The organism is Paraburkholderia sp. HD33-4, from assembly GCF_021390635.1.
Lineage (GTDB): Bacteria > Pseudomonadota > Gammaproteobacteria > Burkholderiales > Burkholderiaceae > Paraburkholderia.
The window spans coordinates 978,546-993,010 of sequence record NZ_JAJEJS010000003.1 but is presented as its reverse complement, the minus strand read 5'-3'; the positions used below and the strand labels follow the sequence as shown (position 1 = coordinate 993,010).

Below are 14,465 nucleotides of genomic sequence, written 5' to 3'. Positions count from 1 at the left end.
CGAACAGGTCGAACATCAAGATGCCGCGAAACGCAAAGAACACCGATGCTGCGACTCCCCTTGGGGGCGGATGGTGCGGCGCGTCCTGTACTGGACGGCAGGTCCGCCACAACGAGGTTCAGCGCCGCATCACCCGGTAGAGCGCGAAGACACCAATAACTGTCAATCGCGCGCAGGGGCGCGTCTGTTCGACGTCGATTGCGCCGATCCACGCTTCGCAGCGCTGCCTACCACGTGTAACGCACTCCGAGGGCGCCCTCGACGCCGTTACGGCGGACGTTGCTGTCGCCACTCACGGCGAACTGATAGCCGAACTGCCCGTACAGGCTCAGCCGCTCCTTGATCTTCGCGGTGACACCCCCCGCGAACTCCAGTCGCGTGGCCTGCACGTTGAGCAGCACCGGGTCGCTGCCGAACGCCGTACTCGCCTGCGCACCCCAGTCCCGCCACAGGTTGGCCCGCACGTACGGCTGCCACACCGCACCGTTGCCGCGTTCGATGGTCCACTGCCCGCGTACGCCGAGCCGGCCAGTGGCGCCCGAAGTCGAGCCCAGCGCAACCGGCCCCAGACCATCGTTCTGATCGCTGAACGACACGTGCTGCCAGATGATCTGCGCCTGCGGCTCCAGCACGAAGCCCGGGCCCAGCGGCAACGGAACCGGATAGCCCCCTTCGAGAGACGTCACGAAGCCCGAGCCGCGGATGGGCAGACTCGTAAACTGCGTGTCCGCGTTACCGTCGTAGTATGTGCCCTGCAGCACCGCATCGAGATACCAGCCGCTGGGCCCGTAGTGCGTCCAGTAGGCGCCGCCCGAATACGCACTCATGCGCATCGAGCCGGTGCGGGTCACCTCGTATCCCGTTGCCGCCGCGTTGGTCACAAGGCCATCGACGTCGACGTTGCCGTATCCATAGGCAAAATACACGCCGGCGGTCTCGCGATGTCCCGGCCAGAAGCTTCCACGCCATACGTCGACGCCGGTCTGAAAGCCGCCGAGCCAGCCGCTCGCGCGCGGATCGGCGAAAGCCTGGTATCGGTTGTCGATCTGTTGGCCGAACACCCGGCCCCACGCGGAGTTCGTCCAGCCCGAAGCGTCCGCGCCGCCGGCGGGGAGCGTAAGTGTGTCGCCGATGCGCTCATGCATCGTGCCGAGCATCGTCAGGCCCAACTGGCGCGCTATGGGTTGCACTACGCCATAGGTCGCAAGCTCCGGCCCGATGATCGGCCAGACGCCGGGAGGCAGCGGTTCAGGTGGCGTCTGAGTGGTGATCTCCTCTTCCGGCAGCGAGCCGATCCCGTTGCCGCCGTTACCGCCATTACCGCCGTTACCGCCATTACCGCCGTTGCCGCCGTTGCCGCCGTTGCCGCCGTTGCCACCGTTGCCACCGTTACCGCCGTTACCGCCGTTGCCGCCGTTGCCACCGTTACCGCCGTTGACGAACGTCGAGCGCAGAAACCAGTCTTCAGGGCTGGTGCCGTTCAGGCCGCCGCGAAATAGACGATAGTCGTGGGAGCCGCCGCGCACCTCACCGGCAAGTGTAAAAGCGTCATCCGTCGTGGTGGCGCCGTTGATCGTCTGGACCACGAGAATGCCGTTCGTCTTGGTCAAGGCGCCAGGACCGCCCGCATTGGTGACGCGCATCGATGAAGGGTCGGCGCTGCCGCCATTGACGATGAGGGTGTCCGATGGCGAGCCATCCGCACCGAGATACGTCCGAAGTGCGAGCGTGCCGCCGGCGCCCACGTAGTTGTTGACGGTCAGTGAGCCGAACTGCCCCTGCGCAAGCCCGAAGCCGGGCTGAACCGTTCCGGCGTTGGTGACGCTGTTCAAGACCGTTCCGGTACTGCCCAAGGTTCCGTTCGGATCCACGCTGACTGGCGACTGCAACGAGCCCGTCAGATTGACGACGCCACTTTCGACGATGGTCGGACCGGCAAAGGTGTTGTGGCCCGACAGCGTGAGCACGCCGGTGCCGACTTTCACGAGCGAGCCACCGGTACCGCCGCCTTGCCCTCGGTCGGCGATCACGCCGCTGACCGTCGTCGAAATATTGTTCAGGCCAGTGGTGAGTACCTTGGAACCGAGAAAATAATTGCCGGCGCCCTCGATGGAGCCGGCAGTCATCCCAGCGGCGGTCAGGCGCGAGATATCGACCACGCCGCCGGTGTTGGTAATGAACCGTGCCGTACCACCCGTGCTGGCATCATAGAAAAGGGTTTCCCCCTGGCCGTTCGTGATGATCGTCTTGGTGGCACCGCTGCTGCTGCCGTGAAAGGTTGTAACGCCGCCGCTCCCGGTTGTGATGGCGTTCTGAGGGCCGACCGCCGCATTCGGCGTTGTCCCCGCAGTTGCTGTGCCGGAAAAGTCGAGGGTTCCAGTATTGGTAATCGTCGCGCTGGCCGCCGTGCTGTCGTCCTGAAAAGTCGTCCTGCCACTATTGATAATCGTTGATGTGCCGGCATCAGAAGAGACGGTGAAATTCAGGACCCCGGCGTTGGTGATATTCGCCTGAGCGGCACTGGCATGGCCTGAAAAAATCGCCGTACCACTGCTCAAATTGTCGATGGCTGATGTCTCGCCGGTCGCAGGATCAACCGTGCCGGCGTTGGAAGAACCGGTAAATATCAATGTTCCGGAATTCCCAATGTTTGCCTGCCCCCCGGTGCTCATGTCATTGAATGTGACGGTGCCGAGTAAGGTGTTGGTGATGGTGGCACCGGCAGCCGTGCTCGTGCCGTTGAAAATAATTTCACCGGGGCTACCCGTAGTGCCGTTAGTGATATTGGCCTGGTGAGCGGTGCTTGTACCCTCGAATACGACGGAACCCACCGAGTTAGTGATTTTGCTCGTGCCGGCATCGCTGTTGTTGAATATGATCGTACCCGTACTGGCGTCTGTCGTTTCAAAGGATGCATCGCCCGAAGTGCTGTTATTAAAGAGTATCGTTCCGCCTCTATCGCCATATCCAACTGTGCCGTTGCCATTGGTTTCGAGCGCCGAGGTGCCCGGACCGAATGTCAGTGTGTATCCGGTAATCACGACGAAATTCTGGTTGACACCAGAAGTGTTGCTTACGCCACTACCCGTAATGTCGAGATTGCCGCCAGTCACGCCGATGGTGAAGCCGGGTGTTGATGTTCACGCAGAATTGACCCACTAAGGGGCGTAATTTTCATCGAATTTTGACCCACGTGATTGAATGTCCTGCTCAATCTTTGAGCAGGGGATACAGAGGTGATCACGGTGGGCATATTGGCCAAGATCAGGCGGATGTATTTCCGCGAGCAGGTCCCGCTGCGCGAGATTGCGAGGCGTACGGGCCTGTCCCGAAACACGGTGCGCAGCTGGCTGCGGCAGACCGATTCTGTCGAGCCGAAGTATCCAAAGCGCGTCAGTCCGAGCGTTGTTGACGAGTGGGCCGCACAGCTGACGGGCTGGCTGCGGGCGGACAGTCATCGCCCGAAGCGCGACCGGCGCACCGCGCGATTCATGTTCGAGGCGATCCGCGGCGAGGGTTACGCGGGCAGCTACGGCCGCGTCAGCGCGTTCGTGAGGCGCTGGCATGAGGAACAGGCCGAAGCGCCGCGCAGAAAGGCCTACGTGCCGCTCGCCTTCGAGCCCGGCGAAGCCTTCCAGTTCGACTGGAGCTGCGAATACGCCTTCATCGGCGGGCTGCGGCGGCGCCTCGAGGTTGCCCACGTCAAACTCAACGCCAGCCGCGCGTTCTGGCTCGTCGCCTATCCCACCCAGAGTCACGAGATGCTGTTCGACGCGCACGCCCGCGCATTCGCCGCATTCGGCGGTGTGCCCAGGCGCGGCATCTACGACAACATGAAGACCGCCGTGGACAAGGTTGGCCGCGGCAAGGAGCGCGCGGTCAACGCACGCTTCGAAGCGATGTGCAGCCACTATCTGTTCGAGCCAGAGTTCTGCAACCGGGCGGCAGGCTGGGAGAAAGGCATCGTCGAAAAGAATGTTCAGGACCGCCGACGGCAGATCTGGCACGAAGCGGCGCTACGGCGCTGGGAGACGCTGGAGATTCTGAACGAATGGGTCGCCGGCCAGTGTCGCGAAGCCTGGCACATGCGGCACCCGCAATGGCCCGAGCTGACAGTCGAGGACGTGTTGCAGGACGAGCGCACCCGGCTGATGCCCAACCCACGGCCGTTCGACGGCTACGTCGAGCAGACCCTGCGGGTTTCGTCGACCAGCCTGATCCACGTCCAGCGCAACCGCTACAGCGTGCCTACCGAGTACACGAACCAGCTGGTGAGCGTGCGCTGCTATCCGGCGTATCTCAGCGTCGTCGCCGACGCGCACGAGATCGCCCGCCACGAACGCAGCTTCGAGCGGCACATGACCTTTTACGACTGGCGACACTACATCACGCTGGTCGAGCGCAAACCCGGCGCACTGCGCAACGGTGCGCCCTTCATCACGATGCCGCAACCGCTGCAGCTATTGCAGCGGCACCTGCTCAAACACCCGGGCGGCGATCGCATCATGACGCAGGTGCTCGCCGCGGTGCGCGAACACGGACTCGATGCTGTGCTGCTCGCTGTGCAGGCTGCGCTGGATTCAGGGCGCCCCAGTGGGGAGCATGTCCTGAACGTGCTGAGCCGGCTGAAGGCGCCTGTCACGAGTGCCAGTCTCGCCACCACGAAACTCCAGCTCAAGGAAGAACCGGCGGCTGACGTGAATCGCTACGAGACGCTACGCGCCAACCCACCGGAGGATCGTCATGTCTAACGACATCATTGCCCAGCTCAAGGGCCTCAAACTGCACGGCATGGCGAGTACCTGGCCGGAGCTACTGGCACAGGCGCGTCACACTGACTTCGAGCCGGAGCGCTTCATGAAGCAGCTGTTGATGGCGGAAACCGCCGAACGGCAGGTCCGCTCGATCGCTTACCAGATGACCGCCGCACGCTTCCCGGCTCACCGCGACCTGAAAGGCTTCGACTTCGCACAGGCACAAGTTGATGAAGCGCTGATTCGTGAACTCAGCGAACTGTCGTTTCTCGCAAGCGCACACAACGTCGTGTTCATCGGCGGCCCCGGGCACGAGACATAATGCTCACCTCCCTATGTCATTGAAGATCAATGGATAATTGATTTGAGTTATCTGATTGCGGACGGTCCGCAGCTCGTCGCTCCAGATAATTGTCGACGTCCACCTGCTGGATGATCCATGGCGCACCCAGACAAGCCTGTGACGCCGGCAACCTCCCGACTCGAATCAGGCGGATGACGGTTGGCGCACTGATACCCAGCAGGGTGGCTACTTCTGTAACCGTCAGTTCGCGGCGCTCCTGCCGTTCGCCTTCGCGATATGCAGGGATTCGATGGTCCTTCCGCAGCGTGCAGATTCGCGCGGCGGTCCAGGTGTGGCCCTTCGCCGTCCGTTTGCCTAGTCGATTGATGACCGCCGCTACGCCTTGATCTGCCAACGTTCTCGCCAACGCGCGAACGATGTCTATCGTTGCGACATCGGTGGCCCAGCGATGCTCACCTGTGTGGTTCTTCTCGAACACGATCTCGGTGTGATCGCCTCCTTGCCAATGCACGAGTGCACGAATCGTGTCGTCCTGCTTTGTGGCAACGATCTCCTTGACGACCGTCCTAAGAATGCGTTTCTTGATCTCGACCGAACTGGCCGGGTGGTGCCATAGCCGGGGCAGGTCTTCACCGAGTCGCAGAAGTTCATCACGCGCGCCCGCACTCAGCGCCCTCGATGACTGTTCGCGCAGGAGGTCGAGTTCGGTCTGTATTTGCACCTGCGTCTTCAGCGTTTCATTCCACCGTCGCTCAAGTTCCGCCGCAACCAGCCGGTTCTCAGGATCAATCGCATCGTATTGCCGACGTGCTCGCGCAGCTTCATACCGCGCCTGTTCAAGTGCCAGCTCCTTGTGCCGCACGCGTTCGTCCTGCTCTGTTCGTGTACGTTCAATGGCCTCGAGTGATGCACGAATACCTAACGGTTGAAGTTGGCGCAAAACTTCTTCAGTAACGCGTTGATCAACACGAACCGCACCAAACGAAATGCAGCGAGGGCCACCATGATTGATCATGCTGCCCTGACAGTTGTACCGCGCGACGGTGCCTTTGGTGCCGGAATACGCAACGTGCAGCTTGCGCCCGCAGTGACCGCAACGAAGCAGTCCCGCCAGAAGCGAGCTCCCGCGCTTGACAGCGCCGCGGACCATGCTGCCCTTCATGTTCGCGTTATTGGTAATCAATTTGCGGTTCGCCTCGTACTCGTCCCAGCTAATGTAGCCCGCGTGGTGCTCGATGATCAAGGCCTGCCATTCCTCGCGCTGAAGGGGGTTGCCCGCAAACACTCGCTTGCGTCCGTTCACAATGCGAGCAATAGTCCGGGTCTTGCCAAACGCGTATGCGCCGCCATAAGTCGGATTCGTCAGGATGTGCAGAAGGGTGTTATAGACGGGAAGCTTCCATACAATGTGGCGACCGTCCGGGCCGTAGTTCACCGCGGGTAGCTCAATGCATTCCTGTCGAATCCATAGGAGGACCTGCCTGACGCTACCAAACTCGCGAAACTTCCGGAACGCCAGATCGAGCGCTTCCCGGACGCGGGTATCAGGATCCTTCTCGATACGATTTCCTTGTGCACGCACATAACCGATTGGCACCGACGTGAACAGTTCACCGCGTTTGGCTTTCTGATCAAGAGCCGCCTGTGAGCGTTGGCGAAACGTCGAAAGCTCCATCTCGGAAAGCGTGCCCTTCATGCCTAACAGGAGGCGATCGTTAGGCTGTCTCGGATCGTAAATTCCATCTTCGTCAATCAGCAGGCATCCTACAAGACGGCAGAATTCCAGAAGCGTGTGCCAGTCACGACCATTGCGCGCAAGACGCGAGGCTTCGATGCAGAATACGGCACCCACTTCGCCGCTGCACAGTGCCACCAATAGGCGCTCGAATCCGGGACGATGATTGCCAGAGCCGGAGCGACCCAGGTCGTCATCGATAACCGTCGCATCTGGCCAGCCAAGTCCGCGTGCGCGATCGGCAAGCCCGTATTGGCGCAACTGGCTCTCGCGATTGTGGTGGACCTGATCCAGCGTTGACTGACGGACGTACACGTATGCACGACGGGAAAGGTGTTCAGCGCCGATCTTGCTCATCACGCGCCTCCGCTTCGATGACGTCGATCAACGCGAACATCAGCAGCGCCAGTTGCGTCACCAGCTCGGCTTGCATCTCCTCTGATACTAACGCCTCCGGCACAGTTTCCTCGAACAGATCCTTCTGCCTCGTCATCTGGTTGCGCATCTTTGCCTCCCTCAGGTGTTACCGCCGCAAAGCACGATAACGCCGTGTCGACCAGGCGCAGAAGTTCGATCAGCACCGCATGAGGCAACTCCGGCTGGACGACGACAGACATGCGGGCAGCATCCTCGCCTGCCATCCACGGCGGAAGATGCGTCAGAGTGCCATCGGGCTGCCTGATAGTCAGATACGACTCGCCCCGGTAATTGTTCATCCCGATGACGGTTATCCGTTCACCGCAGCGAGGGTGAAACGGATAGCGGATGATCACATCATCGCAATGATGATGGGCAGTGTGTAGTGGGTTCGCCGGGCACTGGCAAGACGCACCTTGCCTCGGCAATCGGAATCGAGGCCGTACAGCGCCACGGCAAGCGTGTGCGTTACTTCTCAACTGTCGAGCTGACCAACGCCCTGGAGCAGGAGAAATCGGCGGGCAAACAAGGCCAGATCGCACACAAGCTGATGTACGTCGATCTGGTGATTCTCGATGAACTTGGCTATCTGCCGTTCAGCCAGACCGGTGGCGCATTGCTGTTCCACCTGCTGTCAAAGCTGTACGAGCATACGAGTGTCGCGATCACCACCAATCTCAGCTTCGGCGAGTGGGCAACGGTGTTCGGGGATGCAAAGATGACGACAGCGCTGCTGGACCGGGTTACGCATCATTGCCACATCGTCGAGACTGGCAACGAATCGTGGCGCTTCAGGACCAGTTCTGCCAAAGCGAAGGCAACGAGAAAAAGGGCAGCAAAACCGGCTGGAAACGAAGAGTTATCCACACCGGAATAGATGTACTACGCTGTCTCGAGGTGGGTCAAATTTAGATGAAAACGGTGGGTTAAGACTCCGTGAAAATCAACACTGTGAGCAAAGCCCGCTTTCCTCCCTCGTTGAAGGTAAGGGTGCCGAATCGGGCAGTGCCCGCTGTCGAGTCAAGGTAGACGTCGAACTCGGGAATGTAGGTGATCACATGGTTGAATACCGCTAGCGGGCTAGCGACCGACGGCAGCCAATAGCGGCTGTCCGAATTGACAAGTACCGTGCTGCTTTGTATGCCTTTCGCGGCCAGCAGCGCCTGCAGCAGCGTCGTATGGTCTTTGCAGTCGCCATAACGCGCGTGCAGAACATCTTGTGCGGTATGCGGAACGACTCCGCCGAAACCGAGGATGACGGCAACGTAGCGAATATTCCGGCTGACCCATTGATAAAGGGCATCTGCCTGAGCGCGCCGGTCGGTGATTCCCATCGTGACTTCATTGGCCAGCGTTTGTATGTCGGGCGTAATGGCCACTTGAGCTCGCGCACGCGCAAGGTATGCCTTTCCGACCGCCTCGTAACTGGGAAACGTCGTGACCGCTAGCCGCGGACTGCGATCGTCTATGCTCGGCGCGTTGGCTTCGTCGCCAGGCTGCGCCGGTACATCCTTTATCGACCAGCGCCACGTTTGTCGGCCGTCAACATCCGCCACAACCAGTCCGCCGGGCATATCGACGACATCGGCATACAGTTTCATCGAGGCTGGCGCATTGATCGTTACGCTGGCGCTTTTGATGGCCTTGTTGTTCGAAAACCTGTCATCAGCCGAAAATTGACCTGGGAACAGCGGCGTGACCTGCGTCTCGCGCGTGCGCATCGTGACGGTCGCACCAGGCTCGACGCCGGGAAAGACAATCGTCTTGACGAGGTTGTCGTCGAAAGTAGGTGCCAGGGCGCTCGACGTACTTTGACGGGTGAAGATCGCACTGGGCGGAACATCGATCCGCACTCCGTCCTGAGTAGTTGTATAAGCCTCGATCACCTCGAATTTCTGCAATTCGGGGCTATATCGATGTGAAATCTGACCGTAGGACCTGACTCCCTGTTCAGTTTCTATGCGAATTGACCTCGTTTGATCATGTGTTGACGAGCCGTCGCGATTCACCGTGTAAACGCTGTCATAGGACAAGATGGTCACGGGCGGGGAGAAATCAGCGGAAAAAGCGACAGTTGCGTGCGTGGCGACTGTGACCATAGCGAGGTGTGCCATCAGCCGGCAGCCGATTGAAATTGACCGACCGTCTCGCGCAATCAGCGTGCGGATCGTCTCTCCTGGTTGCTTTTTTTCCCCTTGCGAAGAGCCGCGGCAAACGACCACTTCGTGGCGTCCCTCGGAAGCAGGCGTGCTCTCCTGCTTGTCGACAGCCCCCACGACGTCGCTGGCGCTTTCGAACTTCTTCGTCCGTAACGCCTTCAGACCGTCGTAACCGTATGCAATCGCTTTCTTTGCCACGTCGGGGAACGCACCGCTGGCCCAAGCGCAAAGGGCTGCAATCAGGGCGGTCGTAACGTGGTCCATTGCGCGCTCCTCATGCACGGGACGGGTCCAAGGTCCGGCTGGCGGGAACTTGTCGCGATAACGCAGGTGTTCGGCGTACCAATATAGAACGCGCGAGCACCCGCGCCTTATAAATCAACGAGAGGCCAGCGACCGTCAGTAACCGTCGACTGGCTCGGGCGGATAGTATCCGCTGGTGTGGTCTATGGGATCGGGCGGCCACGCGTAAGCCGCACCGCGAACCGGGAGCGTCATCCGGGGTTCGATGTCCGATCGCACTTACTCTGGCGCCCTGCGCGCCAGCTCGGTCCTTCAGCCTTTCACGCGCTCGGATCGCGGATCATACGGTGCCTTCAGATGCACGGTTGCCCTCACCTGTTCGCCCGCCACGTCGATCGTATAGCGGCCTTCCGTGAGCCACGCGGCATCGGCGACGCCGTCGGCACGGCTTACGAAACCCATTGCGACCGGACATCGCAAGGTATGCCCGAACGCGGCCGACGTTACCGCCCCCACCGGCTTGCCGTCGCGCAGGATCGCTTCGCCACCCCATAGCATCAGATGTTCGGCGCCGTCGGCCGTCAGGGTCACGAGACGCCGTCGCAGCGGCGCGTCGCGCAGACGCAGCAGCGCGTCGCGACCGCGGAAAGCGATGTCCTTGTCGAGCTTGCAGGCGAACGCGAGGCCTGCCTCGAACGGATTGCAGTCCGGCGAAAGCTCGCGGCCCCAAGCCCGATAACCCTTCTCGATCCGCAGCGATTCGATCGCGTAGTAACCGGCGTTGACGAGGCCGAACGGCTTGCCGGCCGCGTGCAAGGTCTCGTAGACGCCGACCGCGAATTCGACCGGCACGTACAACTCCCAGCCCAGCTCGCCCACGTAGGTGAGGCGCGTTGCCCGCACAGTCGCATAGCCGATATCGACTTCGCGGCTCTGGCCGAACGGGAACGCCTCGTTGCTCCAGTCCGCCTTCGACACGCTTTGCAACAGCGCGCGAGCGTGGGGCCCCATCACGGCGAGCACGGCGTACTGGCTCGTGACATCGACCAGCACGCAGTGGCGCTCGGGCGCGATCGCCTTCTCCAGATAATCGAGGTCGCGCGTTGCCTGCGCCGAGCCCGTCACGATCAGGTACTGGTCATCGGCGAGGCGGGTCAGCGTCACGTCGGATTCGTAGCCGCCGCGCTCGTTCAGCACGCCGGTGTAGACGGTGGTGCCGGGCGGCACGGCGACGTCAGTCGCTACGATGCCTTGCAGCACCGCTTCGGCGTCGCGCCCCTTGACCAGCAGTTTCGCGAACGAACTCATGTCGAAGAGCGCGACCCGCTCGCGGCACGCGCGATGCTCGGCGCCGCTCCACGGCAACCAGTTCTGTTGGCCGAACCCGTAGTCGATGCGCGCTTGCTCAACGCTCGGCGCGAAAAAGTTGGCGCGCTCCCAGCCCATCTTGCTGCCGAAGCACGCGCCGTCGTCGCGCAGCAGCGCATATAGAGGCGAGCGCCGGAACGGCCGCGCCGTATCGAGCTCGCGGTTGGGCCACGGCATCGCGTAGTGCAGGCCGAGCGTTTCCTTCACACGATCGTGCAGCCACGTGTCGTTGCCATTGAAGCGCGCGAAGCGGCGGATGTCGACGGGCCACAAGTCCATGGTCGGCTCGCCGGCGACGATCCACTCGGCGAGCGCCATGCCCGCGCCGCCCGCCGACGCGATGCCCATCGAGTTGAACCCGGCGCCCACGTAAAAGCGGCGCAACTCCGGCGCTTCGCCAAGGATGAAGTTGTTGTCCGGCGTGAACGATTCGGGCCCGTTATAGAACTGCCTGACCTGCGCGGTTTCGAGCGCCGGCACGCGCACGAGCGCGTTTTCCATCAGGATCTCGAACTGATCCCAATCGTCGGGCAAAAGCTGGAACTCGAAGTTCTCGGGGATGCCCGACATGCCCCACGGCTTCGCGTTCGGCTCGAAGCCGCCCATTACAAGGCCGCCCACCTCCTCCTTGAAGTAGATGTAGCCGTCCGGATCGCGCATCACGGGCAGATCGCGATGCACGCCGGCGATCGGCTCGGTGACGATGTAGTAGTGCTCGGCCGAATGCAACGGCACCGTGACGCCGCACATCCGCCCGACCGCCTTGGCCCACTGGCCTGCGCAGTTGACGACGATCTCCGCGTGCAACGTCCCTTCGGCCCCGTCCTTGCGGCGCCATGTGACGCCGCAGGCCTCGCGGCCCTGACGCGCCGGGCGCGTCTGCACCGCGGTGATGCGTACGTTTTCGACGATACGTGCGCCGCGCATGCGTGCCCCACGCGCGAGCGACTGCGTCAGATCGGTGGGGTTCGCCTTGCCGTCGCCCGGCAGCCAGACCGCGCCGAGCAGGTCGTCGGTGCGCATCACCGGCCACAGTTCGCCTGCCTCGCGCGGCCCGATGACGTCGCAGGCAACGCCGTAGGCGCGCGCGACTGCCGCCGTGCGTTTCAGTTGGGTCATGCGCTCGGCGGTGCGCGCGACCGACAGCGAACCGCACTGCTTCCAGCCCGTGGCGAGGCCGGTCTCGGCCTCGAGCTCCGCGTAAAGCTTCGTCGAGTAGCGGATCAGCTTCGTCATGCTTTCCTGCGCCCGCAACTGCCCCACCAGACCGGCCGCATGCCATGTGGTGCCGCACGACAGCTGCCCCTGTTCGAGCAGCACGATATCGGTCCAGCCGAGCTTCGTGAGGTGCCACGCAACCGAGCAACCGACGATGCCGCCGCCGATGATGACGACACGAGCATGGCTTGGGATTTCCGTGGACATCGGGCGACCTCGCTTTGGGAATGTGTGGCAATGCGTGGAAAACGCTGTTGCCATAGATTGCAACATAAACATGCAAAAAACAACAAAAACCACGAGTTGCCTGTTTGACAGCAAGGCGGAAGCGCGCAGCGAAAAGTCACATGCAATGCCCTGTATAAAGGGCCTATCGCGTCTTGGCGGAATGCCTAGGACGCCTACCGCCTTGTCACTTCTAGCGATGACGACGGGAAATCCAACCTCACAATAAAACTCCGAACGACGAGGAAATATGTGTTATTTTGTGGTTTCGTGACAACCGAGACCTGACGCGCCGTGATCCGTCGCGCCCCTTTTTGTTTTTGATTCCTGGTCGCTTATGTATCCGTTGCTACGTCGTGCCGAAATTTTGCGGATCGCCCAGTCGCAGGGCACCACCTCGATTGCCCAGCTCGCCGAGGCGCTGGCCGTATCGGACGAAACGATCCGACGCACCGTCAAGCCGCTCATCGAGGAGGGCCTGCTCGTCAAGGTGCATGGCGGTGTGATGCTGCCCAGCCATCTGGAAGAGTCGCCCTTCCGGCGGCGTATGCACGAGCACAGGGTGGCAAAGGAAATCATCGCGCAGCAGATCGGCGAACTGGTGCAAGACGGCGATTCGCTCATCCTCGACAGCGGCACGACCTGCACGCACATCGCCCAGGCGCTGCGCAGCCGCTCACGGCTCACGGTGATCACCAACTCTGCCGCCATCGCCAGCCTGCTCGCACAGCACAACGGCAATCGCGTTTTCATGGCGGGCGGCGAGCTTTGCGCGGACGATGCCGCCGCGCTCGGCGAGCCGGTGCTCGCCTACATCCGGCAGTTTCACGTCAAATACGCAATCGTGTCGGTCACGGCCGTCGATGGCGCGGGACGCTTCATGGACGCACAGCCCTGGGATGTCGAGTTCACGCGTGCCGCATTCGGGCAGGCGCGGCAGCGGGTCGTCGCCGCCGTGCACGCCAAGTTCGAGCACAGCGCGCTAGTGTGCGCGGTGAACGCCGACGAGATCGACATGCTGGTCACCGATGAGCCGGTAGACGCGCACTTTGCGCAGATCTTCGCTGCGGCAGGCGTCGATGTGCGTTATCCGGGCAGCGCGGCTGTACCGATGACCGTTGCCCCCGGAACGGACACGCAGGCCGCGGCGCCGCTGTCCGACGCGACTTGCCATTCATCCAGCGACGCCATCGCCGACGATGTGCACGGAGAGCCACACCATGCTCGATAACCGGTCAGCCGGGCCCGTGCCCGCTGCATTGAACCCGAACCGCAGGCTCGCGATCGAGCGCATCGACTACATCGTGCAAAGCCTCGAGGCGAGCGGCTCGGTCAGCGTCGCGAACCTGTCGGCGACGCTCGGCGTGTCGCGCGAAACGATCCGCCGCGACCTGAAGATTCTCGCGGAGCAGGGCCGTGCGAATCTCGTACACGGCGGCGCGGCGAAACGGCCCGACGCCGAGCCGTCACTGGCAAGCCGCGAGGCCGTCAACGCGCTGGGCAAGGCGGCCATTGGCGCCGCGGCCGCCCGGCTCGTCGCTGACGGCATGGTCGTGCTGATCGACTCGGGCTCGACCACGCTGGGTCTCGCCGAGGCGCTGCAGCATCATCGCGATCTGACGGTGATCACCAACAGCCTGCCGATCGCGCTGATGCTGTGCCGCGCGCCCGGCGTGAAGGTCGTCGTGCTCGGCGGCGACATCGATCCGAACGACGAAGCCGCTTTCGGCGTCGAGACGATGGCCGCGCTCAGCCATTTCCGCGTCGACCTCGTGTTCGTCGGCGTGGGCGGCATCTCGCCCGAAGGCGAACTCACCGACTATTCGCGGCTCGCGGCCGAGCAACGCCATCTGATGATGAAGGCGGGCAAGAAGGTCTACGTGCTCGCGGACCATGGCAAGTTCGACCAGCAAACGCCCGTGCTCATCGCGCCTGTGCCGCATATCGCCGGAGTGATCGTCGACGCCGAGCCGCCTACAGGCATCGTCCGAGCCTGCGCCGAACAGCGCTGGGAAATCATCATCGCGAATAGCCACAGCTAG

Annotated in this window: 8 protein-coding genes and 2 pseudogenes; 5 read left to right on the top strand and 5 right to left on the bottom strand. The window is 62.1% G+C overall.

Features of this window, described 5'->3' with window-relative positions:
- Nucleotides 1-227 precede the first annotated feature (227 nt).
- On the bottom strand, nt 228-3,113 hold the full coding sequence (locus L0U84_RS39065; RefSeq protein ID WP_233858867.1) for an autotransporter family protein: 2,886 nt from the start codon (nt 3,111-3,113) through the stop codon (nt 228-230).
- A 159-nt stretch (nt 3,114-3,272) separates the two neighbouring features.
- On the opposite strand from L0U84_RS39065, the gene istA reads away from it, so the two are divergent.
- A complete protein-coding gene (istA, locus tag L0U84_RS39060) occupies nt 3,273-4,751 on the top strand; it encodes an IS21 family transposase (protein ID WP_267939715.1) in 1,479 nt (492 codons plus the stop codon).
- A pseudogene (locus L0U84_RS39055) lies at nt 4,744-5,064 on the top strand (ATP-binding protein); the annotation flags it as partial. The gene istA and the pseudogene L0U84_RS39055, both read left to right, overlap by 8 nt.
- Nucleotides 5,065-5,092: 28 nt before the next feature.
- Here the strand turns inward: L0U84_RS39055 and L0U84_RS39050 are convergent.
- Nucleotides 5,093-7,150 carry a recombinase family protein gene (locus L0U84_RS39050; RefSeq protein ID WP_233845960.1) on the bottom strand — a complete coding sequence of 686 codons (2,058 nt, stop codon included), beginning with the start codon at nt 7,148-7,150 and terminating at the stop codon, nt 5,093-5,095.
- Nucleotides 7,131-7,298: a hypothetical protein gene (locus tag L0U84_RS39045; RefSeq protein ID WP_011493047.1), complete on the bottom strand. Its 168-nt coding sequence runs from the start codon at nt 7,296-7,298 to the stop codon at nt 7,131-7,133. Before L0U84_RS39045 ends, L0U84_RS39050 begins: the two co-directional genes overlap by 20 nt.
- Nucleotides 7,299-7,592: 294 nt before the next feature.
- On the opposite strand from L0U84_RS39045, the pseudogene L0U84_RS39040 reads away from it, so the two are divergent.
- Nucleotides 7,593-8,087, top strand: a pseudogene (locus L0U84_RS39040) (ATP-binding protein); the annotation flags it as partial.
- 49 nt (nt 8,088-8,136) lie between these two features.
- On the opposite strand, the gene L0U84_RS39035 reads toward L0U84_RS39040, so the two are convergent.
- Both L0U84_RS39035 and L0U84_RS39030 read right to left on the bottom strand, forming a co-directional pair.
- Nucleotides 8,137-9,633 carry a DUF3857 domain-containing transglutaminase family protein gene (locus L0U84_RS39035; RefSeq protein WP_233858865.1) on the bottom strand — a complete coding sequence of 499 codons (1,497 nt, stop codon included), beginning with the start codon at nt 9,631-9,633 and terminating at the stop codon, nt 8,137-8,139.
- Between the two features lie 291 nt (nt 9,634-9,924).
- Nucleotides 9,925-12,405, bottom strand: a complete 2,481-nt coding sequence (locus L0U84_RS39030) for a GcvT family protein (protein WP_233858863.1) — start codon at nt 12,403-12,405, stop codon at nt 9,925-9,927.
- Nucleotides 12,406-12,760: 355 nt separating this feature from the next.
- Here L0U84_RS39030 and L0U84_RS39025 point away from each other — a divergent pair, with 355 nt between their 5' ends.
- The gene (locus L0U84_RS39025; protein WP_326491240.1) at nt 12,761-13,654 is read left to right on the top strand and encodes a DeoR/GlpR family DNA-binding transcription regulator; all 894 of its coding nucleotides are present in this window, start codon (nt 12,761-12,763) and stop codon (nt 13,652-13,654) included.
- The gene (locus tag L0U84_RS39020) at nt 13,644-14,465 is read left to right on the top strand and encodes a DeoR/GlpR family DNA-binding transcription regulator (RefSeq protein WP_233858859.1); all 822 of its coding nucleotides are present in this window, start codon (nt 13,644-13,646) and stop codon (nt 14,463-14,465) included. Before L0U84_RS39025 ends, L0U84_RS39020 begins: the two co-directional genes overlap by 11 nt.

Bases quoted from the DNA above. Each gene is read 5' to 3' on its own strand.
- istA (WP_267939715.1), top strand. From the start codon at position 3,273: ATGTATTTCCGCGAGCAGGTCCCGCTGCGCGAGATTGCGAGGCGTACG.
- L0U84_RS39045 (WP_011493047.1), bottom strand. From the start codon at position 7,298: ATGCGCAACCAGATGACGAGGCAGAAGGATCTGTTCGAGGAAACTGTG.
- L0U84_RS39035 (WP_233858865.1), bottom strand. From the start codon at position 9,633: ATGGACCACGTTACGACCGCCCTGATTGCAGCCCTTTGCGCTTGGGCC.
- L0U84_RS39050 (WP_233845960.1), bottom strand. From the start codon at position 7,150: ATGAGCAAGATCGGCGCTGAACACCTTTCCCGTCGTGCATACGTGTAC.
- L0U84_RS39030 (WP_233858863.1), bottom strand. From the start codon at position 12,405: ATGTCCACGGAAATCCCAAGCCATGCTCGTGTCGTCATCATCGGCGGC.
- L0U84_RS39020 (WP_233858859.1), top strand. From the start codon at position 13,644: ATGCTCGATAACCGGTCAGCCGGGCCCGTGCCCGCTGCATTGAACCCG.
- L0U84_RS39025 (WP_326491240.1), top strand. From the start codon at position 12,761: ATGTATCCGTTGCTACGTCGTGCCGAAATTTTGCGGATCGCCCAGTCG.